Source organism: Halorubellus amylolyticus (assembly GCF_034808145.1).
Classification (GTDB): domain Archaea; phylum Halobacteriota; class Halobacteria; order Halobacteriales; family Natrialbaceae; genus Halorubellus.
Genome location: NZ_JAXHGM010000002.1, coordinates 227,710 through 250,346, shown reverse-complemented (window position 1 = coordinate 250,346; position 22,637 = coordinate 227,710). Strand labels below are relative to the sequence as shown.

13 protein-coding genes are annotated in these 22,637 nt (G+C 66.4%); 7 read left to right on the top strand and 6 right to left on the bottom strand.

What is annotated here, in order from left to right; all coding sequences use genetic code 11:
* Nucleotides 1-210: 210 nt before the first annotated feature.
* Complete coding sequence (locus SM754_RS06945; RefSeq protein ID WP_323675502.1) at nt 211-1,791, bottom strand: S8 family serine peptidase; 1,581 nt, start codon at nt 1,789-1,791, stop codon at nt 211-213.
* 368 nt (nt 1,792-2,159) lie between these two features.
* Nucleotides 2,160-4,265 carry a S8 family serine peptidase gene (locus tag SM754_RS06940; RefSeq protein WP_323675501.1) on the bottom strand — a complete coding sequence of 702 codons (2,106 nt, stop codon included), beginning with the start codon at nt 4,263-4,265 and terminating at the stop codon, nt 2,160-2,162.
* Between the two features lie 393 nt (nt 4,266-4,658).
* Between SM754_RS06940 and SM754_RS06935 the strand changes: the two genes are divergently transcribed.
* Nucleotides 4,659-5,114: an NYN domain-containing protein gene (locus SM754_RS06935; RefSeq protein WP_323675500.1), complete on the top strand. Its 456-nt coding sequence runs from the start codon at nt 4,659-4,661 to the stop codon at nt 5,112-5,114.
* Nucleotides 5,115-5,278: 164 nt separating this feature from the next.
* Here the strand turns inward: SM754_RS06935 and SM754_RS06930 are convergent, their stop codons facing one another.
* The gene (locus SM754_RS06930; protein ID WP_323675499.1) at nt 5,279-7,375 is read right to left on the bottom strand and encodes a S8 family serine peptidase; all 2,097 of its coding nucleotides are present in this window, start codon (nt 7,373-7,375) and stop codon (nt 5,279-5,281) included.
* Nucleotides 7,376-8,011: 636 nt separating this feature from the next.
* Complete coding sequence (locus SM754_RS06925; RefSeq protein WP_323675498.1) at nt 8,012-9,877, bottom strand: S8 family serine peptidase; 1,866 nt, start codon at nt 9,875-9,877, stop codon at nt 8,012-8,014.
* A 175-nt stretch (nt 9,878-10,052) separates the two neighbouring features.
* Between SM754_RS06925 and SM754_RS06920 the strand changes: the two genes are divergently transcribed.
* The 5 genes from SM754_RS06920 (at nt 10,053) to hmgB (ending at nt 19,559) form a co-directional block, all read left to right on the top strand.
* The gene (locus SM754_RS06920; protein WP_323675497.1) at nt 10,053-10,907 is read left to right on the top strand and encodes a TatD family hydrolase; all 855 of its coding nucleotides are present in this window, start codon (nt 10,053-10,055) and stop codon (nt 10,905-10,907) included.
* Between the two features lie 168 nt (nt 10,908-11,075).
* Entirely contained in the window at nt 11,076-11,663 is a 588-nt protein-coding gene (locus SM754_RS06915) for a DUF2150 family protein (RefSeq protein WP_323675496.1), read from the top strand.
* A 150-nt stretch (nt 11,664-11,813) separates the two neighbouring features.
* Nucleotides 11,814-14,240 (top strand): hypothetical protein, encoded by a 2,427-nt coding sequence (locus SM754_RS06910; protein ID WP_323675495.1) that lies wholly within the window; start codon nt 11,814-11,816, stop codon nt 14,238-14,240.
* Between the two features lie 20 nt (nt 14,241-14,260).
* Nucleotides 14,261-18,148 carry a PKD domain-containing protein gene (locus tag SM754_RS06905; RefSeq protein ID WP_323675494.1) on the top strand — a complete coding sequence of 1,296 codons (3,888 nt, stop codon included), beginning with the start codon at nt 14,261-14,263 and terminating at the stop codon, nt 18,146-18,148.
* A gap of 73 nt (nt 18,149-18,221) precedes the next feature.
* Nucleotides 18,222-19,559 (top strand): hydroxymethylglutaryl-CoA synthase, encoded by a 1,338-nt coding sequence (gene hmgB / locus SM754_RS06900; RefSeq protein WP_323675493.1) that lies wholly within the window; start codon nt 18,222-18,224, stop codon nt 19,557-19,559.
* 220 nt (nt 19,560-19,779) lie between these two features.
* Here hmgB and SM754_RS06895 read toward each other — a convergent pair whose 3' ends face one another.
* Nucleotides 19,780-20,490 carry a helix-turn-helix domain-containing protein gene (locus SM754_RS06895; protein WP_323675492.1) on the bottom strand — a complete coding sequence of 237 codons (711 nt, stop codon included), beginning with the start codon at nt 20,488-20,490 and terminating at the stop codon, nt 19,780-19,782.
* A 119-nt stretch (nt 20,491-20,609) separates the two neighbouring features.
* Between SM754_RS06895 and SM754_RS06890 the strand changes: the two genes are divergently transcribed.
* Nucleotides 20,610-21,080, top strand: coding sequence for a hypothetical protein (locus SM754_RS06890; protein WP_323675491.1), 471 nt, complete (start codon nt 20,610-20,612; stop codon nt 21,078-21,080).
* A gap of 36 nt (nt 21,081-21,116) precedes the next feature.
* On the opposite strand, the gene SM754_RS06885 is transcribed toward SM754_RS06890, so the two are convergent.
* Nucleotides 21,117-22,373, bottom strand: coding sequence for a tRNA (N(6)-L-threonylcarbamoyladenosine(37)-C(2))-methylthiotransferase (locus SM754_RS06885; RefSeq protein WP_323675490.1), 1,257 nt, complete (start codon nt 22,371-22,373; stop codon nt 21,117-21,119).
* Nucleotides 22,374-22,637 lie beyond the last annotated feature (264 nt).

Genomic DNA, 22,637 nt, shown 5'->3' with positions numbered 1-22,637 from the left:
GACAACCCTGTCACGTGCCCATCGCAGGGCGCCGTGGCGTTCGTGCTCGGTCGCGTGCGCCGAAGGCGCCCGCGGCCGGATTGCAGCCGCGGTCGGGTGTATCGACGGCGGATACGGCCGCACCGCGAGCGCACGCGGGCTCGTGGCTCGACGTGGCCGCGGTCGGGTCACGAGCGCGATGTCGTGATTCGGTCGACGTCGCCGAGGTCGTTACTGGTACTCCGTGATGGTCAGCGTGTAGCTCCCGCTGCCGCTGTAGGAGTCCACGTCGACCTGCAAGTCCGTCGAGTCGTCGGGGTTGTCGATGGTGATTGTCTCCTGACTGTCGGCGGTGTACGACGCGTAGTCGTAGTCCGACGGCGTCGCGGCCGCCGTCGTCCCCGTGTTCACGTAGAGGTCGAAGTCGGCGTCGCTCGGGCCGTCGAGCTCGACGACGACCTGGCTCGGCGAGGAGTAGTTCCAGCCGTAGCTGTAGTCGTCGTAGTCGTAGTAGCCCGAGAGCGACCCCGAGAGCGAACTGGACGTGGAGTCGCCGCCACCGCCACCGCCGTCACCGCCGTCGTCGCCGCCGGACGGGTCCGTGGTGACTGCGGCGTACGCGTCGACCTGCCCGCTCCCCTGCTCGTCGCTGGAGAGCCCGATGTCCGCGGCGGTGTTCTTCAGGTGGCTGCGGAGTTCGTTGTTCGTGAGGCCGCTCCACTTCGCGAGCGTGAGACCCGCGACGCCGGACGTGACGGGGGTCGCCATCGACGTCCCCGAGAGCGTCTCGTAGCTGCCGCGGGTCTCGGTGGTCGTCGAGAGGACGTCGACGCCGGGCGCGCACAGTTCGACGCTGGAGCCGTACTGGCTGAAGCTCGCGAGGTTCTCGCTGTCGTCGACCGCGGAGACGGCGACGCACTCGCTGTACGCCGCGGGATAGGAGACGCCCTGGCTGCCGTCGTTCCCGGCGGCAGCGAAGACGAGCGAGCCGTTGTTCGTCGCGTAGCTGACGGCGTTCTTCATCGTGTCCGTGTAACCGCCGCCGCCGAGGCTCATGTTGATGACGTCCGCGCCCTGGTCGGCCGCCCACTTGACGGCGTCGGCGATGTCCGAGAGGCTCCCGCCGCCGGACTCGTCGAGCGCACGACCGTTGATGAGCGAGGAGTTACCCTGGCCGGCGACGCCGGTACCGTTGTCGACGACCGCGGCGGCGCACCCGGAGACGTGTGTGCCGTGATACTCGTCGCTCGGGACGTCCGGCGCCGGGTCGGCGTCGTTGTCGACGAAGTCCTTGCCCGGGTCGGACTCGTAGTTCCCGGAGAGGTCGGGGTGAGAGTACTGTGCGCCGGTGTCGACGACCGCGATGGTGACGTTCGAGTCGCCGAACGTGGTGTCCCAGGCCTGGTCGGAGTTGACCTGCTGGGGTGCGTACTGCTGGCCGAACTTGGGGTCGTTCGGCGTCGCGAGCGCGTGGAACGTCGCGTTGTCCTCTGCGTACTTGACGTGCTCTTTCTTCGCGATCGCGTCCTTGAAGTTCTCGCGTGCAGTGTCGCTGCCCTTGAACTTCACCGCGACGTACCGGAGGTCGTCGTTCTGGTGGACGACCTCGGCGTTGCCGGGGACGTGCTGTTCGACGGTCTTCCGGAGGTCGGCGCTCGCCGAGACGCCGACGAGTACCTCGTCGTCCTTCGGTCCCGGACTGCGTCCGGGGGTGGCGCTCGCCATGCCCGAGAAGGCGACCGCCGCGCCCGCTGCACCAGTTGCTTTCAGGAAGGTTCTACGCCCGTGATGTTGAGTGCCATCGTCTGCCATGCTACACCCTCGCGGTCTGCAAGGTTATATTAAAAAATTGCGGAGTTCGATGAAAGAATGTAAAATTGCCAATGGCAATCTCCAATGGTTATATAATAGTTTTGGCGTGGTCGAAGATTATATAAATCCAATTGACCAGAGCGAGCCGTGATTTTGGAATCTGGAGTCTGGAATAAATCCGAGTCCGGCGCGCACGACATCGCGCACACCACCCACACGATCGCTCGCGAGAGAAGATCCTCGATGAGATATCGGTCAGCGACGGAAGGCCCGCAATCGGATATCGGTCAGCGACTGAACGGCCGTCGCCGAACGACACGGAACGCCACCCGGTTCGAGTCAGTGCACCGGATGCGGTGACCGTCCGATCACTTCCCGATCTCGTCGACCGAGACCGTGAACGAACCGCGACCACGGTAGGCATCGACAAGGATGCCGAACTCCTGGTCGGAGTCGACGTCGTCGACGACGATCTGCTCGTCGGGCCCGTACGTGATCGAGCGCGCGTCGTAGTCGTACGTCGACGGCGTCCGCCCGTCGAACGTCACGTACAGGTCGAAGTCGACGCGACGTCCCCCCTCCAGGTGGAACGTCACCTGGCACGGGTCGTCGAGGTCCGGCACGAACGTGAAGTTCTCGTCGTCGTACCAGCCACGCAGGGACCCCTGCGCGCTCGAGTTCGTGGACGTGTCGCCGCACGACCCGCCCTGGTCCGGTTCGACGGTGACGTCGAGGGACTTCGTCGAGGAGGCCCCATCGTCGTCCGTCACAGTCAGCGAGACCGTGTACTCGCCCGCCTGGTCGTACGCGTGCATGACCGTCGCCGTGGTGTCCGTCGTCCCGTCACCGAAGTCCCACGCGTAGGACTCGATAGAGCCGTCCGAGTCGCTGGACGCGGAGCCGTCGAACTCGACCTCGGCGCCGACCGGGATGGTCGTCGCGCCAGCGTCGATCGACACCGTCGGCGCCTGGTTGTCGCCGTCGTCGCCCTCCTCGACGGTCACCGAGATGGCGTTCGTCGACGACGCACCGTCGTCGTCCGTGACCGTGAGCTGGACGTCGAACGTGCCCGCGTTCTCGAACGTGAACGTCGCACTCGGTCCCGTCGCGGTCGCGCCGTTGTCGAAGTCCCAGTCGTAGCTCTCGATGCTCCCGTCGGGGTCGCTGGAGCCCGTACCGTCGAACTCGACGGCGGTCCCGACCTCGACGGTCGTCGACGACGCGTTGATCGACACCGTCGGCGCCTGGTTGTCCGGGACGGTGCCGGCTTCGACGATGTTGAGCGCGTCGACGCGACCCGACCCCTGCTTCTGCTCGCTCAGGCCGATGTCGGCCGCCGTGTTCTTCAGGCGCGCACGGAGCTCGTTCGGGCCGAGCGACGAGTCGGCGGCGAGGCCGAGCGCCGCGACGCCGGACGCCGCGGGGCACGCCATCGACGTCCCGCTAATCTTGTTGTACTCGCCGTAGCTCGTCTGCTCCGTCCACGTGGAGAGGATGTCGACGCCGGGGGCGGCGACGTCGCACTTGTCGCCGTACTGGCTGAAGCTCGCGAGCTCCTCGTTCGAGTCGACCGCCGACACCGCGACGCACTCGCTGTACGCCGCCGGATACGAGACCGACGACGAGCCGTCGTTCCCCGCGGCGCAGATCGGGAGGGCGCCGTTCGAGACCGCGTAGGAGACGGCGTTCTTCATCGTGTCCGTGTAGCCCCCGCCGCCCAGGCTCATGTTGATGATGTCCGCGCCGTTGTCGGCGGACCAGCGAACCGCCTCCGCGATGTCGGCCGTCGACCCACTGCCCTGCTCGGAGAGTGCGCGCCCGGAGAGGAGCGTGGAGTCGGAGATCCCGGCGATACCGGTGGCGTTGTCGGTGGTCGCGGACGCGATGCCGGCGACGTGCGTGCCGTGGTACTCGTCGGCCATCGAGTCCGGTGCCGGGTCGGCGTCGTCGTCGACGAAGTCCTTGCCCTTCAGGGAGCCGAACTGGGCCTGGAGGTCGGGGTGGTCGTAGTAGACGCCCTGGTCGACGACCGAGATCGTCACGTCGGAGCTCCCGTCGGTCGTGTCGTAGGCCTGCGCGGCACGCACCTGCTGGGGGGCGTACTGCTGGTCGTAGAGCTCGTCGTTCGGCGTCGCGAACGCGTGAAGCTGCTGGTCGTACTCGGCGTACCGGATCGAGTCTCGCTGCTGGAACGTCTCGATGACCTGGTCCGCCTCGCTCTCCGGGACGTCGACGGACACGAACCCGAGCGTCTCGGACGTCCGGTAGATCTCGGAGTCGGCGGGCGTCTCGGACTGGATCTCCGCCTGCGCGGTCGACATCGACACCGTGTTGCTGAGCCCGAGGTTGACCCGGTTGCGTGTGGTGCCGGTCTCGGCGGAGACGGTCGTGGTGACCGTCATCGCGGCGCCAGCGGCACCGGCTGCTTTCAGGAACGTTCGCCTGCTACTGTCCGGAATGGAGTCCTCCACCATGATACAACTCGACGAACAGAACATACGGTATTAAATTTTAGGATATTTATCTGCGAAATGTATGTGTTAGTGTCTAGAAATTAGTTGTATTGGCGCCTAATATAGCAAGCCAGCGACCGCGAGAAGCGCAGAGAGACACGGCTCCGGACGGCAATCCACACGCTACCCAGTACGGCCACGGGCGGAGTCCAGCACGGTAGGGAGAGAACTGCAGGAGCACGCTAGCACCCCACATGAAATCGGTCGGTGACGTCGGCGCGCCCCGGTGACCACCACGAACCGCCCGCGACCCCAGCCCCACCCCGACGGTCACGGGTCACGAGAGACACGGCGAGACGGACCGCGGACGGACACATCGCTACGCATTTGACGCCGACCACTCAAACGTCGACGATGCCCGGCCTCCTCGACCGGTTCCTGTCACCCGGCGACGACCGCACGCGCGTCGGCGTGTTCGTCGACGGCCCGAACACGTTCCGCGACGAGTTCGACGTCGACCTCGACGACGTCCGCACCGTCGGTCGAGCGCGCGGCGACCTCGCGTACTCGCGGATCTACCTCGACGAACACGCCACCCCCGGCCTCATCCAGGCCGCCGAAGCCCGCGGGTTCGAGGTCGTCGTCACAAGCGGCGACGTCGACGTCAAGCTCGCCATCGACGCCACCGAAGCCGTCGTCGACGGCACCCTCGACACGCTCGTCGTCCTCTCCCGGGACACCGACTTCAAACCCGTCCTCGAGACCGCAGGCCGGTACGGCGTCCACACCGTCGCCATGGCACCCGGCGAACACGGCCGGTCCGACGCGTTATCCAACGCCGCCGACGAGTCACGGCTCGTCAACGACTGACCCGTCGCCCGCACGACGACCGCGACGGCACCTCCGGCCGCGGTGATACTACCGGCCGTGTCGGCACGGCCACGTGACTCTGCGTCTGTGAGAACGGAGTACGACGTCGGTGCCCTACGCCGACGCCACCATCGGTTCGGTTCTATCGGAGCGGTCCGCGGTCGTCACTTCCCGAGTTCGTCGACCGAGACGGTGAACGAGCCACTGCCGCTGTAGGAGTCGACGAGGATGCCGAACTCCTGGTTCGGGTCGACGTCGTCGACGACGATCTGCTCGTCGGCGCCGTACGTGATCGACCGCGCGTCGTAGTCGTACGTCGACGGCGTCCGCCCGTCGAACGTCACGTACAGGTCGAAGTCCGACCCGGACGGCCCGGTGAGCCCGAACGTGACCTGGCACGGGTCGTCGAGGCTGGCGGCGTACGTGTACGACGAGTCGTCGTAGTAGCCGTAGAGGTAGCCGTCGGCGCTCGCTGAGCTGGACGTGTCTCCGCAGGAACCGCCGGCGCTCTGGACGGTCACCGTCTGGGTGGCCGTGTCCGTCGCCCCGTCGTCGTCGGTCACCGTCAGCGAGACGGCGTAGTCGCCCGCGGAACTGTAGGACGTCGACGCCGTCTGGCCGCTCGCGGTGTCGCCATTCCCGAAGTCCCAGCTGTACGAGCTGATGGAGCCGTCGCCGTCGCTGGACGCGCTCGCGTCCACGGAGACGGTGTCGCCCGCCGTCGGCGACGTCGGGGAGACGGAGAAGGACGCGGTCGGCGCGCTGTTCCCGCCGTCCGCGCTCTGGACGGTCACCGTCTGGGTGGCCGTGTCCGTCGCCCCGGCGTCGTCGGTCACCGTCAGCGAGACGGTGTAGTCGCCCGCGGCGCTGTACGTGTGGGAGGTGCTCTGGCCGGACGCGGTCGCGCCGTCGCCGAAGTCCCAGTTGTACGAGCTGATGGAGCCGTCGGAGTCACCGGACGCGGACGCGTCGAACGTCGCGGACTCGCCCGCCGTCGGCGAGGACGGGTTGACCGTGAACGACGCGCTCGGGTCGGCGTTCCCGCCGCCCGTCTGGACGATGTTCGCCGCGTCGACGCGGCCCGCGCCCTGCTTCTGGTCGCTCAGGCCGATGTCGACCGCCGTGTTCTTCAGGCGGTTACGTAGCTCGTTCGGGCCGAGCGACGAGTCGGCGGCGAGGCCGAGCGCCGCGACGCCGGACGCCGCCGGACACGCCATCGACGTCCCGCTGATCTTGTTGTACTTGCCGCCGTAGCTGGCCTTGTCCTCGGTCCACGTGGAGAGGATGTCGACGCCGGGTGCGGCGACGTCGCACTTGTCGCCGTACTGGCTGAAGCTCGCGAGCTCCTCGTTCGAGTCGACCGCCGACACCGCGACGCACTCGCTGTACGCCGCCGGATACGAGACCGACGACGAGCCGTCGTTCCCCGCGGCACAGATCGGGAGGGCGCCGTTCGAGACCGCGTAGGAGACGGCGTTCTTCATCGTGTCCGTGTAGCCCCCGCCGCCCAGGCTCATGTTGATGATGTCCGCGCCCTGGTCGGCCGCCCAGCGCACTGCCTCCGCGATGTCGGCCGTCGACCCACTGCCCTGCTCGGAGAGTGCGCGCCCGGAGAGGAGCGTGGAGTTGGAGATGCCCGCCACGCCCGTGGTGTTGTCGGTGGTCGCGGACGCGATGCCGGCGACGTGCGTGCCGTGGTACTCGTCGGCCATCGAGTCCGGTGCCGGGTCGCTGTCGGAGTCGACGAAGTCCTTGCCCTTCAGGGAGCCGAACTGGGCCTGAAGGTCGGGGTGGTCGTAGTAGACGCCCTGGTCGACGACCGCGATGGTGACGTCGGAGCTCCCGTCGGTCGTGTCGTACGCGGTCGGTGCGCGCACCTGCTGGGGGGCGTACTGCTGGTCGTAGAGCTCGTCGTTCGGCGTCTCCAGTGCGTGAAGCTGCTGGTCGAACTCGACGTAGCGGAACTTGTCCTTCTTCTCGAAGGCTTCCTTGACGTTCTCGGCGGCCTGTTTCGGGATGTCCATGGAGATGAACCCGAGCTCGTTCGAGCGTCGGTAGACCTCGGAGTTTCCGGGAGTCTCCGCCTGGACCTCCGCCTCGGCCGTCGACATCGATGCCGTGTTCGCCGTCCCGAAGTTGAGTCGTACCTTCTCCACGCCGTCCGCGGAGACGGTCGTGGTGACCGTCGCTGCGGCGCCCGCCGCGGCCGTGGTCTTCAGGAAGGTTCGTCGCGCCCAAGAGTGGTTGTCATCGCCTGTCATGACACAGAACAGCACTTGCCACCCGCATATTTATATTTTACCCATTTGCTACTAAATTAATAGCATTTTGAAACTAGTACCAGCAGTTCTCGTGGACGGATTAGGTGATTGCTTGCTTTGAAACTATGGAGAACTATCGTGGTATTCACGCGGACTGCGCCGGGTCGAGGAGGAATGTAGCGGTGTACCCCACGAGTGATACTGGCACGCAGCTATCACGAACCCATCGAACGTCACGACAGGCGCCGGACGCAACTTACCGGTAACATTTTCTGTTTCTCGGTGCGTCAACCGCGTGAACGCCCCTCGCGCGCACAGTCGCAGGACGGACCCTCGACGCCGACGGTGATCGACGAGCGCGCACATCAACGACCAGAACCGACATCGTGTCACCACATCCGAACGACGTCCACGCGTGACTCTCGTCCGAGGTTACGCGGGCGTGCGCGTGATGAATTTGAGTTCGAGTGAGCGTCCGCAGAGTCCGAGTGAGCGTTCGAGCACTCGAGACAGGAAGAGACGAGCTGCCCGTATGACTGGAGCGGGAGGTGAGCCGAATCGGCGAGAAGATGCAGGAACGGTCGACGTCGGGGAGCCGTCGACCGTCGATGGGGACGAGGAGGCGGCTTCGCGTGGTCAGGCGCCGATTTCCTCGACGGAGAGCGTGTAGCTCCCGCTCCCGTCGTAGGCGTCGACGAGGATACCGAACTCCTGACCGGCGCTCACGTCCTCGACGGTGAGCGTCTCGTCGGCGCCGTACGTGGCGGCGCGTGCGTCGTAGTCGTACGTCGACGGCGTCCGGCCGTCGTACGTGACGTAGACGTCGAAGTCCGCGCCCGAGGGACCGTCGAGGACGAGCGAGACCTGGCACGGGTCGCTGGTCGCGGCGCTGTACGTGTAGTTCGCGTCGTCCCAGTACCCCGAGAGCGAGCCGTCGACGCTCGACGTCTCGGTGACGTCACCACACGAGCCGTTGCCGCCGGACTCGGCGGTGACCGCGATGGTGTTCGACGAGGACGCCCCGTCGTCGTCCGTGGCCGTGAGCGTGACCGTGTACTCGCCCGCGCTGTCGTACGTGTGCGTCGCGCTCACACCGCTCGCGGTCGCACCGTCACCGAAGTCCCACGCGTAGGACTCGATGGAGCCGTCGGAGTCGGTCGAGCCGGAGCCGTCGAACTCGACGGCGGTCCCGACGTCGACGGTCGTCGACGACGCGTTGATCGACACCGTCGGGGCCGAGTTACCCGGCGTCCCCCCGCCGACGATGTTCGCCGCGTCGACGCGGCCCGCACCCTGCTTCTGGTCGCTCAGGCCGATGTCGACCGCCGTGTTCTTCAGTCGCGCACGGAGTTCCGTGGGGGAGAGCGCGCCGCTGCCGCCCGCGGCGGCGAGGCCGAGCGCCGCGACGCCGGACGCCGCCGGACACGCCATCGACGTCCCGCTGATCTTGTTGTACTTGCCACCGAACTGGCTCTTGTACTCCGTCCACGTGGAGAGGATGTCGACGCCGGGAGCGGCGACGTCGCACTTGTCGCCGTACTGGCTGAAGCTCGCCAGGTTCTCGTTCGAGTCGACCGCCGACACCGCCATACACTCGCTGTATCCGGCGGGGTACGAGACCGACGACGAGCCGTCGTTCCCCGCGGCGCAAATCGGGAGGGCGCCGTTGTTCACGGCGTAGCTGACGGCGTTCTTCATCGTGTCCGTGTAGCCCCCGCCGCCCAGGCTCATGTTGATGATGTCCGCGCCCTGGTCGGCCGCCCACTGGACGGCGTCGGCGATGTCGGTGAGGGACCCGCCGCCGCCCGTGCCGAGCGCACGCCCGGAGATGAGTCGCGAGTCGGAGATGCCGGTGACGCCCGTCGAGTTGTCGGAGGTCGCGGACGCGATGCCGGCGACGTGCGTGCCGTGGTACTCCTCGCTCATGGATTCGGGCATCGGGTCGCCGTCGGAGTCCACGAAGTCCTGGCCCTTGTCCGCGCCGAAGCGACTCTGGAGGTCGGGATGGTCGTACTTGACGCCCTGGTCGACGATGGCGACCGTGACGTCCTCGCTCCCGTCGGTCGTGTCGTAGGCGGTCGGCGCGCGAACTTGCTGGGGTGCGTACTGCTGGTCGAACAGTTCGTCGTTCGGCGTCGCCATCGTGTGGTACGTGACGTTGCGTTCGACGGTCTCGACGAACGAGAGCTGTTCGAGCTTCTCGACGATCGGGGAGTCCATCGACGCGGTTCCCGGCGTCGGGGACTGGACGGCCATGTAGCCGAGTGTCTCGTTCCGGTGCGTGACGTCGGCCTCGTCCGGGATGGTGGCCTGCACCTCGGCTTCGGCCGTCGACATGCTCGTCGTGGCGCTCGTCAGCACGACCCATTCGCCGGTCTTCGGTCCCGGTTCGCGTCCGGGGGTCGCTTGGGTGACGCCCGCGAACGCTGCGGTGGTCGCGGCGACGCCGGTTGCTTTCAGGAAGGTACGTCGATTCGTCTGTGGGTTGCTACGGTCTGCCATGCCCACCAGCACCGTTGGACGCCCTATACTTAAATTTTATTCAGATGTATTAAAAATAATAGTAAATTAACACCATCTGATAGACAGTTGTCGTCGGGGAATAGTCGTACAGCGCCGTCATCGCGTCCGAATCGTCAATACTATTGAATCGCTTCACACACGTCCGACGAACGACATGGAACGCCTCGACATCCCCGTCCTCGACGACCACATGCACCTCGACCCGGCGGCCGGACGTGGCATCGACGCCGTCGAGGACTTCCACCGACTCGGCGGCACGCACCTCATGGTCGTCAACAAACCGTCCTGGCACGTCCTCGACGACCTCCCCGACGACGAGGACGACTTCCGGCGAGTGTTCGAGGTGACCGCCGGCGCGGTCGACGACGCCACCGACGTCCTCGACGGGCGCGCGTGGCCGATACTCGGCGTCCACCCCGGGCTCGTCTCCCAGCTCGTCGACGACGGCTACGACCCAGCGGGCGCACGCGACCTCATGGAGGCTGGGCTCGACGTCGCCGCCGAGTTCGTCGCCGCCGACCGCGCGCTCGGCCTGAAATCCGGGCGCCCGCACTACGACGTCACGGACGCCGTCTGGGACGCCTCGAACGCCGTGATGCGGTCGGCGTTCGCGCACGGCGCCGCGCTCGACTGCGCCGTCCAGCTCCACACCGAGGGCAGCGACGACCTCACCGAGGTCGCCGAGTGGGCCGAAGCCGAAGGCCTCGACCGCACGCGCGTCGTCAAGCACTACGCGCTCGGCGAACTCGCCGGGCCGGTCCCGAGCGTGATGAGCGAGAAGGACCGCCTCCGCGTCGCCGTCGAACGCGACGCGCCGTTCCTCATGGAGACGGACTTCGTGGACGACCCCGACAAGCCCGGTGCCGTCATGGGGCCGAAGACCGTTCCACGACGCGTCCGCTGGCTCCTCGAGGAGGGCTACGACGCGGCGATGCGGCGCGCGCACGTCGACACCCCGAAGCGCGTCTACGGCGTCGACACCGAAGCCACACTGGACCGACCGGAGTGACCCAGCACCCGGCTGCCACCCGTTGCAGGTGCGAGCTAGCGCCCGGGGAACCGGTCGCTGCGTCCGGTTCGACGGTCGCCGAGTCCGTGGCGACGGCGGCGCGTGCGGGCCGCCAGCACGGACGACGCCGAGAGAAAGGTCTTTCAGTCGCCCGGCGTAGTCTCTCACATGAGCAACCCCCCGACCGAGTTCTACTCGGCCGAACGCTGGCAGAACTGGATCGACCGCATCGCAGAGGAGGAACTGGACCCCGAGGACGAGGACTCGATGCGCGTCCTCGACCTCATGCAGGACGACGCCGCCATCGCCGTGGCGAAGGTCGTCGCCGCGTACGACGACGGCGAAATCGAAGAGGAGGAGGCCCTGGATAAGATCGGCGAGATCCACGAGATCGTGCTCGCCGAGCCCGGGTTCGACGACGAGGAGAAGCTGTTCTTCGTCAACAGCGTGCAGACGAGTCTCGTCGTCGTGTTCTACGCCGCCGAGGAGTACGTGCACAGCGGCGCGGCGACGGACGCGAGCGTCGAGGAGTACGTGCAGGCCGCGGTCGACGCGGAGAGCCAGGACGAGATGGAGGCCGCGCTCGGGTATCTCGCGCAGGCGGGGACGCGCATCATCGACGGCGGTGAACTCACGCCGAACGTCGGCGACGACCTGGAGTTCGGGCCCGTCACCGACTGGCTGAACGGGCTGGCGAGCCTCCAGAGCGCGATGGAGGACCCCGAAGTCGTCGAGGAGGACGAGGCCGAGGACTGAGCGCCGGACCGCAGCAAACCGGCGACCTGACGGTCGCCGGCTGCTCGCGCTGTCGGGGCGGCCGCGTTCGGTGAGCGTCCTGATTTCGCCGCGGACGGTCCGGGGAATCTGCAACAAGGGTTTTACTTGCGCACTGGTTATCGGTTCCTAATGCCGTTGGGTTCGGACGACCGTGCAGTAGCGGTGCAGGTGGGAGCGATAGTGCTGTTCGCGTTCGTCATCATCGCCATCACCGCGTACCAGGCGTCGGTCGTCCCGAACCAGAACAAGGCGATAGAGTTCGATCACAACCAGCAGGTCCAGCGCCAGCTCCAGGACCTCCAGGCCGCTATCGGGTCGGCGCCGACGGCGGGCGGGTCGCGGACGGTCGTCGTGGAGTCGTCGACGGGGTATCCGGCGCGGACGATATTCGTGAACCCGCCGCGGGCGACGGGACGACTGCGGACGGTCGGGACGGGCGACCCGGCGGTCGCGATAGAGGTTCGGAACGCGACCGCGACGGGCGAGACGAGCGACTTCTGGGACGGAACGCCGCGGAACTACTCGACGGGCAGGTTCGCGTTCGACCCGAACTACAACGTGTACACGAACGCACCGCGGACGTTCGTCGAGAACTCGCTCGTGTACAACGAATTCACGGGCGAGGACGTCATCGTGAACGCACAGTCGATCTTCGACGGCCGACGCATCTCGCTGGTCGCGCTGAACGGGTCGTACGACGAGCAGAGCGGGGCGGCGTCGGTGACGGTGCGCCCGGTGAGCGCGTCCTCGAACCGCGTGAGCGTCGAGACCGAGAGCAGCAGCGAGCCGCTGTCTGTCGTCATCACGACGCGGTTGTCGGAGACGAAGTGGGAGACGGTCCTCACCGAAGCTGGCGAGTACGACGAGGACAACGATACGGCGAACGCGTACGTCACCGACGTCCGGAAGAAGGGCGAGGTGACGTTACCGGGCGGACAGACGCTGAACCGCATCGAATTCGAGCTGGAGGGTGGGACGACGTACTCGCTGTCGCTCGCGAAGGCGGGCGTCGGGACGAACGTGAACGCGACGCCCACGAAGCGGTACGTGACGACGGTGTCCCCGAAGAACGTGTCGACGACCGCTGGCGCGAGGGAGACGCTGACCGTGGAGGTCCGCGACGAGTTCAACAACCCCCTGTCGGGCGTCCCGATGAACGTGAAGGTCGAGAAAGGCCAAGGCAATATCACTGAACCGGACGGGACGGAGACCGGGAACGACGGTCGCGTCGGGTTCACGTACGAGGCGCCGGACGCGAAGACTGACGCGCGCGTGAACGTCTCCATCGCAGACGCCGACGGGAAGATGTCGTCGGTGACGTTCAACGTCTCCGTGTCGAAAGCGAGCGGCGGCGGCGGTGGTGGCGGGAACGGCGCGTACAACGTGACGCTCAAGGAGGTCTCCGGGACGAACCCGACGCCGTCGGACGCGGTGGAGTGCCCGAACTGGCCGGGGAACCGGACGTGCCTCGTCGACGGCAGCGAGCTGTCGACGGTGACCGTGACGATGGGCACCGACCCGACCGCGGTCGGCGCGAGCGTCTCCTGGGCCGTGAACGACAACACGGTCGCAGCCGTCAACGCCGCGAACGGCGAGACGGACAGCAACGGCGAGAACAGCACCGACGTCACCCTGAAAGGGAACGGCGACGTCATCGTATTCGCGTCCAGCGGCGCCGGCGGGAAGCGCACCACGCTCCGGGTGACGAACCTGAACGCGTTCGGGCCTGTCTCCGTGGCGTTCGTGGATGTGAACGACGACAGCGTCATCCGGCTCGTCGACCCAGACGGTAAGTTCCAGACGCTCGGCGACAACGTCAATAACAGCGTCAAGTACGTGGGTCCGAAAAGAAACCTCGATGCGGATAGCGACCTTGAGGTTCCGTACGTCAGTGGTGGCGAAGACCTGTACTTGATGCAGGCAGACGGCACCAAATCGCTGCTCGCATCGGGCGTCGCAACTGGCGCATCGCTTGGAGTGGACGCGAGTTCCAACAGAGTGTACTATATCAAGAACGGCGACGTTTGGAGAACGGTCGTCGGTGGTGGCAACAGCACGCTAACGTACACCACTGGGAACAATGGGAACGGGAACACGCGTACAGCGAGTGGCATCGCAGTCGCCGGGGTCGCTGACGTAAATGGTGACGGCGACGACGACCCGATATACTTCACCGACTCGTCGACCGTAGCCTACATCGACGACACAGACCAGGAAACCACTTCCCTCTCCTCAGGAAGCGTAGAGCAAGGGGATGGATACTCCGTTGGCCCGCCAACAGACTTCGGAAGCGGTGTTCGGGTTCCGATTGTCAACGGCAATCAGGAGATCGTGCTCGTGAACCCCGATACTGGCGACACGAACGTCGTCTATGCTGGTACGACCCCGAAGTCAGCCAAAGCGCCGCTCGGAGTCGTGGATTGGGACGGCGACAGCGAAGAAGAGATATTATTCGTGACGTCGGCTGGCGAGATTGCAGTGTACGACGTGGCGGACGGGACGGTGTCGGTGATCACCGGTGCCGGCGAGGGCAAGACTGGGGCTGGTGCAGGATGACGACGGAGGTGGCGTGAGCGATGCGCGGGACGACGCTCCGCGTGGACAGCCGCTCGCAGTCGGAGGTAATCGGGTTCGTGCTCCTGTTCGGGGTGCTCATCACGGCGGCGGTGGGGTGGCAGGTGGGGTTGGTGCCGCAGCAGAACGAGCGCGTGGAGTTCAATCACGTGCAGGAGGTCCAGTCCCAGATGCAGGAACTGGGGGCGACGGTCGGGTCGATGGAGTCGGGGTCGGGCGCGAGACAGGTGGCGGTGTCGCTCGGGAACCGGTTCCCGGACCGGACGTTGTTCGTGAATCCGCCGCCGACCGGTGGGCGGTTGGCGACGCTCGGGAGCGACGCCGAGGGGTTCGAGGCGACCGTGGCGAACGCGACGGCACTCGACGAGGAGGAGAACGACTACTGGACGGGCGCGAACAGGTCGTTCGGGACGGCGGCGTTCGTGTACGACCCGCTCCTGCAGGCGTACGACGGCGGGCCGGACCGCATCGTGTACGAGAACTCGCTCGTGTACTCGAAGTACGGCAACTTCTGGCGGCAGCACGCCGAGCAGGGCATCGTGAACGGGCGGGATATCTCGCTCGTCATGGTGAACGGCTCGTACTCGAAGGCGTCGAGCGGCGAGGTCGCGCCGACGGACGTCCCGCTGTATCCGGCGTCGGCGTCGCCGACGACCGTGCGCGTGCGGAACGCATCTGGCCCCATCCAGATTCGCGTGCCGACGGACCTCAGCCAGACGACGTGGCGGGACCGGCTCGCGAGCGAGTACGACAAGGACGACGAAGACCCGGACCGGTACGTGCGGAACGTCGAGGTGAAGGACAAGAGCATCGGGCCGGAGGACTGGAACCTGCTCGTGTTGACGCTGGAGGGGAACGAGACGTACGACCTCCAGTTGTCGAAGGTCCGCGTCGGGAGCCCACCCGAAGCCAGCGAGGAGCCGGCGTACGTGACGGTCGTCGACGGACGGACGGCGACGGTCCGCGAGGGCAGCGACCACCGGGTGACGTTCCAGGTGCGTGACCGATACGACAACCCGGTGTCGGATGCGACGGTGAACGTCTCGCTCGTCGGGCCCGGCGAGCTGACCGCCGACGGGTCGTCGAAGCGCTCGTTCACCGACCTCCGGACCGGCCCGGACGGCGAGGTGACGGTGACGTACGCCGTCGACGACGTGACCGGCGACCAACCGATCGAGGTGCGCTTGAACCGGAGTGGCGACCCCGCCGGGTCGTTCGACCGGAACCGGTCGTCGAACGCGCTCGTCTCGTTCACCGTCGTGGACGCGGACTCGGACGACAACAGTGATTCAGGAATCGGTGAAGGAACGTACACGGTTTCGTGGCCAACACCTAGCGAGATCGCAGCTCGCTCTGGGAAGATATCGCTCGAAGACGGGAATCTGACTGTCGACAGGAGTTCTGTGTCCGTGATACAACTGAACGCGACGACGGACGGGCTCTCCGGGGCGCTGATCGAGTTCAGCGTAAGCAATCAGGGCGTGCTCGCGGTGAAGAACGCGACGAACCGGTCGAACGACGCAGCTACCGCGCCAGTCAACCTCACCGTCAACCAACCGGGGTGGGCGTACGTGTACGCCACCGGTGGTGGGACCGGCGACCGGATTCGTATCGTCGTCGAACAACTGAACGACGACCCCGAACCGGCGTTCTCGTTCGACCCGTCGAACCCGACGACGAAGGACGCGGTGTCGTTCGACGCGAGCGGCTCGACGGACGCTGACGGGACCATCCAGTCCTACCAGTGGGACTTCGGCGACGCATCGACCGAGACTGGCGAGACCGTGAGCCACAGCTTCGACAGCGCTGGGACGTACACCGTGACGCTGACCGTAACGGATGACGACGGCGCAACGAACACGACGACGCGGACAGTCACCGTCGAGCGGCCACCGGGTGTCGGCATCCACGACGACTTCGAGGGCGGTCGCTCGCTCGACGTCAACGCGAACTGGTCGCGCGTGAACGCACCGGCCGGTGAGGTGTTCGTCGCCACCGGGAAGAGTATCTCGAACTCCCCAACGCGGGCAGTCCACATCGCCGACGTCGGGACGAACGGCGGCATCGTCTCTACCTCACTCGACACGTCGGGGAAGCCGTCGGTGAACGTGACGCTGGCGGTCAAGCAGGGTGAAACGGGCGGTGACCAGCCGGACTCCGGCGAGGATCTGTTGGTCCAGTACCGTGCAAACGATGGGTCCTGGAGCACCATCCAGACCGTTACGGCCACTGGATCGAACGAACCCTACCAGCAGATATCCGCGACCCTGACGGACGCGAACGCACTTCACTCGAATCTCGCGGTTCGCGTGGTCCAGGCGGACACCAACTTCGATGACTCGTGGTTCGTCGACGACATCTGCGTGTCCGCTGGGGCATACAACTGCCAGCCAAGTGCGAACCTGTCGTTCTCGCCGCCGTCGCCGTACGCCGGGACGTCGGTAACGTTCGACGCCGCCGATAGCGTGGACGTCGACGGCGCCATCAGTAGCTACGAGTGGGCGTTCGGCGACGGCGCAACTGCGACTGGCGAATCGGTGACGCACACGTACGGATCGTCCGGTACGTATCAAGTGACGCTGACTGTGACTGACGACGAAGGTGCGAGTGCGACGACCACGAGAACCGTGACCGTCCAGTCCACGTCCGGTACGCTGTACTACGTCGGCGACGGCGCCGCGTTGGAGGGCGGCGACAACTCCGGGAGCATCGACACGGACCCACGTGGTGGCATCGAATTCAACCTCTCGAACGGTCACGCTCAGTCCGTCACGCTCCTCGACGTGACGATCAATCCATTGAACGACTCCATCGATGGGCTTTCGGACAAGCTCGGTGGCACCAACGGCGAACCTGAAGTGAACGAGATAGTTGTGCTCGCGGACACGGAGAACGGTTACGTCGACTACCAACTCACTGATACCGAGTATCAGATGGTGCCCGCAGACGGGCTTACCGTGGACCTCGACAACAGCGCGAGTGTGAACAACGGGAATCCCGTCATGTCCAGTGGTTCAGAGGCGCGGTTCTACATCTACGAATTCTACGACCAGTCCGGCCCCACGAACGTCAATATGACCGACGAGCGCGTTGAGATAACCATCAGTTATCAGGTTCAGGGCGGGAGTACGCTGACGGAGACGTTCACCATGGACTTGGTCGCTGGGCCCGTTGCCGAAGCCGGACCGGACGTCGTCGTCGACGAGGGGTCGACGGGTACCCTGGATGCAAGTGCCAGTTCCAGCCCCGGCGGGTCCATCACGAGTTACGAGTGGGTGATAACCGAGAACCCAAGCGGTGTCCCGGTCAGCATCACTGACGCTGACACGTCGACCCCCACCGCGACGTTCGACGCCACCGGCGTCGACGTGACCGGGAACAAGGAGGTAGAGGTCACGCTGACGACCACCAACGCCAGAGGACGAGCCAGTACGGACACGGTGAACGTGACGGTCAACGACCTCGACCGCTCCGGTCTGAACTACGTGACGGGGAGCGGCTCGACGAACGACGAGGGTCTCGGTAGTCTGGACTTCACCATCTCGAACGACGACTCTTCGGCAGTGACCGTCCAGAACGTCACGGTGTCGGTATCCGGGGGGGCCGCAGCGGAACTCGACGAGAGGGACCTTGGCACCGAGCCTGGTACCGTCGAGGCGTACGTGGAGAGCCCGTCGGGAGACGGATGGCATGAAGGAACGATGAGCCTCGGGACGACCTACCAACTCGACCAGTTCTCCCAGATCGACACCGGCGAGAACGCGAGGGTGACTCTGGCGTACTTCCGGAAGAACAACGGTGATGCCGTGGACGTCACGGGGAGCACAGTTACCGTCACGTTGGGGCTCTCGGACGGTCGCACCATCACTGTCGTCATCGACGATATCTGACGGCCGCTCTTTTTCGACGATAGTCGAACTATTCATCGACACGCCCAAATAGCGGCCGTGACGAGTACGTGGTATGACAAGCGTGGGTATCGACGCGGTCGAGCTGTGGACAGGGAATCTGAAACTCGACCTGGCGGAGACGTTCGCGCCGGAGAAGGGTGACGATCCGGAGAAGTACACGAAGGGGTTGGGGCTTCGTGCGTCGTCGTTCCCGGATAGTTACGAGGACATCGTAACGATGGGCGCGAACGCGGCGAAGCGGTTGATGGACCGGAAGGGTCTGGAGCCCGAGGACGTCGGTCGGATCGACGTGGCGACGGAGTCGAGTTTCGATAACTCGAAGCCGATCTCGACGTACATCGCGGGTTGCCTGGAGCAGGTGTACGACGGGGATTTCCATCACGCGAACAAGGGCGAGCGGAAGTTCGCGTGCATCGCGGGCACGCAGAGCATCGACGACGCGTACAACTGGATTCGCGCGGGCCGGAACCGCGGCCGGAAGGCGATCGTCGTGGCGACGGACACGGCGCTGTACGCGCGCGGCGACGCCGGCGAGGCGACCCAGGGTGCCGGTGCGGTGGCGCTTCTCATCGACGAGGACCCGGACCTCGTGGAGCTCACGACCGAGCAGGGGTACGGGAGCGCGGACGAGACGGACTTCCTGAAGCCCAACCAGCAGTTCCCGAGCGTCGACGGCAAGCGCTCGGTGCAGGTGTACCTCGCGCGGATGCGGGAGGCCCTGGAGGACTACGAGAGCGTCGCGGGCGACGTCCACCTGGATGACTTCGCGTACGCGCCGTTCCACACGCCGTTCCCGGGGATGGTCCGGAAGGCGGCGGCGCTCGCGTACCGGCACGTGACGCGGGATACGGAGCACGAGGAGGCGCTCGCGGAGGAGATCGGGCGGCAGCCGCGCCGCGAGAGCTTCGAGGACGACGGCGAGTACGAGGGGGCGGTCCGCGAGTACATGAGCGCGCTGAAGGACACCGAGCAGTACGCGGACTGGTACGCGGCGACGGTCGACCCGACGCTCTCGATCTCGCGCGACGTCGGGAACTGGTACACGGCGTCCGTGCACGTGGCGCGTATCGCGGCGCTGAAGGCCGCGTACGAGAACGACCTCGACGTCACGGGCGAGAGTCTGCTGGTGGCGTCGTACGGCTCCGGCGCGCAGGCGGAGGTCCACGGTGAGACGGTGCAGGACGGCTGGCGCGAGGAGATCGCGGCGTTGAACGTCGACGAGCAGGTCGCGGAGCGCTACGACCTGTCATGGGCGGAGTACGAGGAGGTCCACGACCGTCACAATCACGACATGGACAAGGAACTCGAGGAGTTCACGACGCCGAGCGCGGAGTTCGTGTTCGACGGCTGGGGCCGCATGGGCGAACGGAAGTACACGTACGTGGAGTAACGCGAGACCCGAGCGTAGCGAGGGTCTCGCGTCGACTGCCGAGCGGGGAGCGCGGCGACCCGCGAGGCGTCGCGGTCAGTCGGTGCTCTCCGGTTTTAGGGCGCCCGAGCGTAGCGAGGGTCTCGCGTCGACCGCCGAGCGGGGAGCGCGGCGACCCGCGAGGCGTCGCGGTCAGTCGGGTCTCGTCGTTGTCGGTCGTGTTTAGCGTGGTGGTGGTTGGTCAAGGGAGGCTTGCGAGTGCGTCGAGCATCGCGTCTGGCTCCTGTTGGGTGAGTGCGAGGCTGACGCCGTCGGCGCGGGCGAGCTTGGGGGCGTGCTCCCAGAGGTCGTCCTCGGTGATGCCGTGGAGGACGATGGCGTTCGGCGTGGGGGTGACGACGCGCTGGGCGACGAGCGGGCTCTCGCCGCGCGTGATGTCGGTGAACACGAGCGCGCGGCTCGTGGACTGGCCGTAGAGTCGGTAGAACTCCTCGCTGGAGAGGCGGGTGATGACGGCGATGGAGTTGATGACGGTGTGGCCGCTGACGCGGTCGGCGTCGCCCGCCTGGACCTCGGTGGCGTCGATGGCGTCGTAGAAGCGGTCGAGCGCGACCGTACGGGGGTATTCGCGGAGGTCGGCGACGACCTCGCTGTCGAAGCCGGCGGAGACGACGCGGGCGTACTGGCGGATGCGGTCGCCGCCGCGGGATTCGTCGATGTCGAGGAGGCCGTCGACGACGCGGCGCACGAACCCGATTCCGGGGCTCTCGCGGCGCCCGCTCTCGTAGTCTGAGATGACGGAGGAGGAGACGTCGAGCGAGCTCGCGAGTTCGGTCTGGCTGACGTCGAAGTCGGTGCGCCACTTCCGGATGGTCGCGCCCGGGTCCGCGGAGAGCGTCACCTCGCCGGCGATGCGCCGCGCCAGGTCACGACGCGGGTCGGTGTCGGTCATGACGCGGTCGTCGCGCCCGGACGGCAAAAGCGCGTCGAAAAGTAGGTTCGACGAGCGACGAAAGGTGGGTGTCGGGAGGACGAGACAGACTTTTGCCGCGACGGTTCGACGTCGCGGTCGTGTCTCCGAACGCTCCTCCCCTCGACGCAGCCAGCACGGATTCGCCGGCTGCAGTCGGTCGACGTCGCGTCCTCGCCGCAGTCGCGTCGACCACGACCCTCGGCGTGCTGTCCGGGTGCGTCGGCGATCCCCGCGACCTCGTCACGGGTGGTGGCACCGCCGACCTGGAGCGACTTGAAGTCCTCAACGACGACCAGACCGCCCACGACGTGACGCTCGAACTCCGGCAGGGCGACGACGGCGGCTTCCACCGCGAGTTCTCGCTCGATGCGAAGCGCGACGACGGGAAGACCGTAGTCGACAGCGAATCGTTCGGCGCAGGATGGACGGTCGACCGCAGCACGTACCAGGTCGCGATTCGACTCGACGGCGACGACGTGTGGACGAAGCAATCCTACGACTCGTCCGTCACCGAGGTCGTCGCCGTCGTCGTCGAGGATGGCGACGTCGTCATTCCGGAAGGGACCTGAGTCAACGCGGTCGGTCGCGGCCGAGGGCGTTGCGTCTTAGACCGGGTCGGCGAACGCGTACACGGTCGAGTGACCCGTCACTTCGAGGTCGACGAAGTCTCCGGGTTCGAGGTCGTGGTCGCTCGCGTTCTGTACGATGAGCTGTCGGTACGCGTGGTCGCGGCACTTCACGGAGTCGCCGGTGCCGTGCTCGACGACGAGGCAGTCCTCGCGCGTCTCGCCGACCATCGCGTCGTACGCGTCGCCGACGACGTCCATCTTCAGCTCCGACATGGCCTTCGAGCGCTCCTTCTTCTTCGTCCCGCCGAGGCCCTTCATGTCGGCGGCGTCGGTGCCGGGGCGCTTCGAGAACCGCGTGACGTTGATCTTCTCCGGCCGGGTCTCCCGGAGGAGCGCCATCGTCTGCTCGAAGTCCGCGTCGGTCTCCGTCGGGAACCCGACGATGAAGTCCGTCGACAGCGTCCACTCCGCCAGGTGCTCGTCGAACGTCTCGACGACCTCGACGTACTCGCTCACCTGGTGCTGGCGGCGCATGTCGCCGAGGACGTCGTCGCTCCCGGACTGCACGGGCGCGTGCAGGAAGTTGTAGAGCTCGTCGTGCTCCGCGAAGACGGCGGCGAGGTCGTCGCGGATGCCGTGAACGCCCTTCGGGTTCGCCATCCCGACGCGCACGCGGAAGTCGCCCTCAATCTCGCGACAGATGCGGTCGAGGAGGAGGTGGAGCTTGCGTTCGCCGTCGTCCCAGCCGTAGACGCCGGTGTCCTGGCCGGTGATGCGGAGTTCCTTCGCGCCGGCGTGGACGAGCGCGCGCGCTTTCTCGACGTTCTCCTCGACGGGCGGACTGTCTATCTTCCCGGTCGCCGCCTTCGTGATGCAGTACGAGCAGTCGCTCATGCAGCCCCGAGCGATGGGGAGGATGCCGACGACGCCGTCGAGCACGGGCTCGGTCCCGGGGCCGGGCGTCGGGCATTCGCCGTTCGTGACGGCCTCGGGGACGTCGTCCCAGTGCAGTATCTGCGCGTCGACGTCGTGCTCGCGGAACTCCTCGCTCTGCGCGAGCGCCATGCAGCCCGTCACGATGAGGTCCGCGGTCTCGTCTTCCAGTTCTTTGGCCCGACGGAGCATGTTCCGCTCCGTCTTCTCCACGACCGTACAGGAGTTCATGATGGCGACGTCGGCCTCGTCGGGGCCGTCGACCTTGTAGTGGCCGGCGTCGCGGAGGGCGCTCTCGATCTGACGGCTCTCGCCGCGGTTCGAGGTACACCCGTACGTCTCGATGTGGTACCGGGCCATGCCAGTTACGCGTCCTTGCCGTCGGTCGACCAAAAGCGCGACGATACCCTCTCGAAGGCGTTCGTCGGCGCGCCACGCACTGGCACGCGACGGGTTCGGTCCTCGTCTCCGTCGCGCCGAGGGAGGGGAGCGGATGATGCCGGGACGCCGATAGAACCCTCAACGGTCGCCGGTTCCGCGCGCGACGGAAGGTTCTCGCTTTCCGATACGACGCGTCTCAGGCGTCGTTCGGCGGGCAGTCGACGGTCTCCGAGCCTTCGGACG

Excerpts from the sequence above, each read along its gene's own strand:
- hmgB (WP_323675493.1), top strand. The coding sequence starts at position 18,222 with ATGACAAGCGTGGGTATCGACGCGGTCGAGCTGTGGACAGGGAATCTG.
- SM754_RS06935 (WP_323675500.1), top strand. The coding sequence starts at position 4,659 with ATGCCCGGCCTCCTCGACCGGTTCCTGTCACCCGGCGACGACCGCACG.
- SM754_RS06910 (WP_323675495.1), top strand. The coding sequence starts at position 11,814 with ATGCCGTTGGGTTCGGACGACCGTGCAGTAGCGGTGCAGGTGGGAGCG.
- SM754_RS06895 (WP_323675492.1), bottom strand. The coding sequence starts at position 20,490 with ATGACCGACACCGACCCGCGTCGTGACCTGGCGCGGCGCATCGCCGGC.
- SM754_RS06905 (WP_323675494.1), top strand. The coding sequence starts at position 14,261 with ATGCGCGGGACGACGCTCCGCGTGGACAGCCGCTCGCAGTCGGAGGTA.
- SM754_RS06945 (WP_323675502.1), bottom strand. The coding sequence starts at position 1,791 with ATGGCAGACGATGGCACTCAACATCACGGGCGTAGAACCTTCCTGAAA.
- SM754_RS06925 (WP_323675498.1), bottom strand. The coding sequence starts at position 9,877 with ATGGCAGACCGTAGCAACCCACAGACGAATCGACGTACCTTCCTGAAA.
- SM754_RS06915 (WP_323675496.1), top strand. The coding sequence starts at position 11,076 with ATGAGCAACCCCCCGACCGAGTTCTACTCGGCCGAACGCTGGCAGAAC.
- SM754_RS06885 (WP_323675490.1), bottom strand. The coding sequence starts at position 22,373 with ATGGCCCGGTACCACATCGAGACGTACGGGTGTACCTCGAACCGCGGC.
- SM754_RS06920 (WP_323675497.1), top strand. The coding sequence starts at position 10,053 with ATGGAACGCCTCGACATCCCCGTCCTCGACGACCACATGCACCTCGAC.
- SM754_RS06930 (WP_323675499.1), bottom strand. The coding sequence starts at position 7,375 with ATGACAGGCGATGACAACCACTCTTGGGCGCGACGAACCTTCCTGAAG.
- SM754_RS06940 (WP_323675501.1), bottom strand. The coding sequence starts at position 4,265 with ATGGTGGAGGACTCCATTCCGGACAGTAGCAGGCGAACGTTCCTGAAA.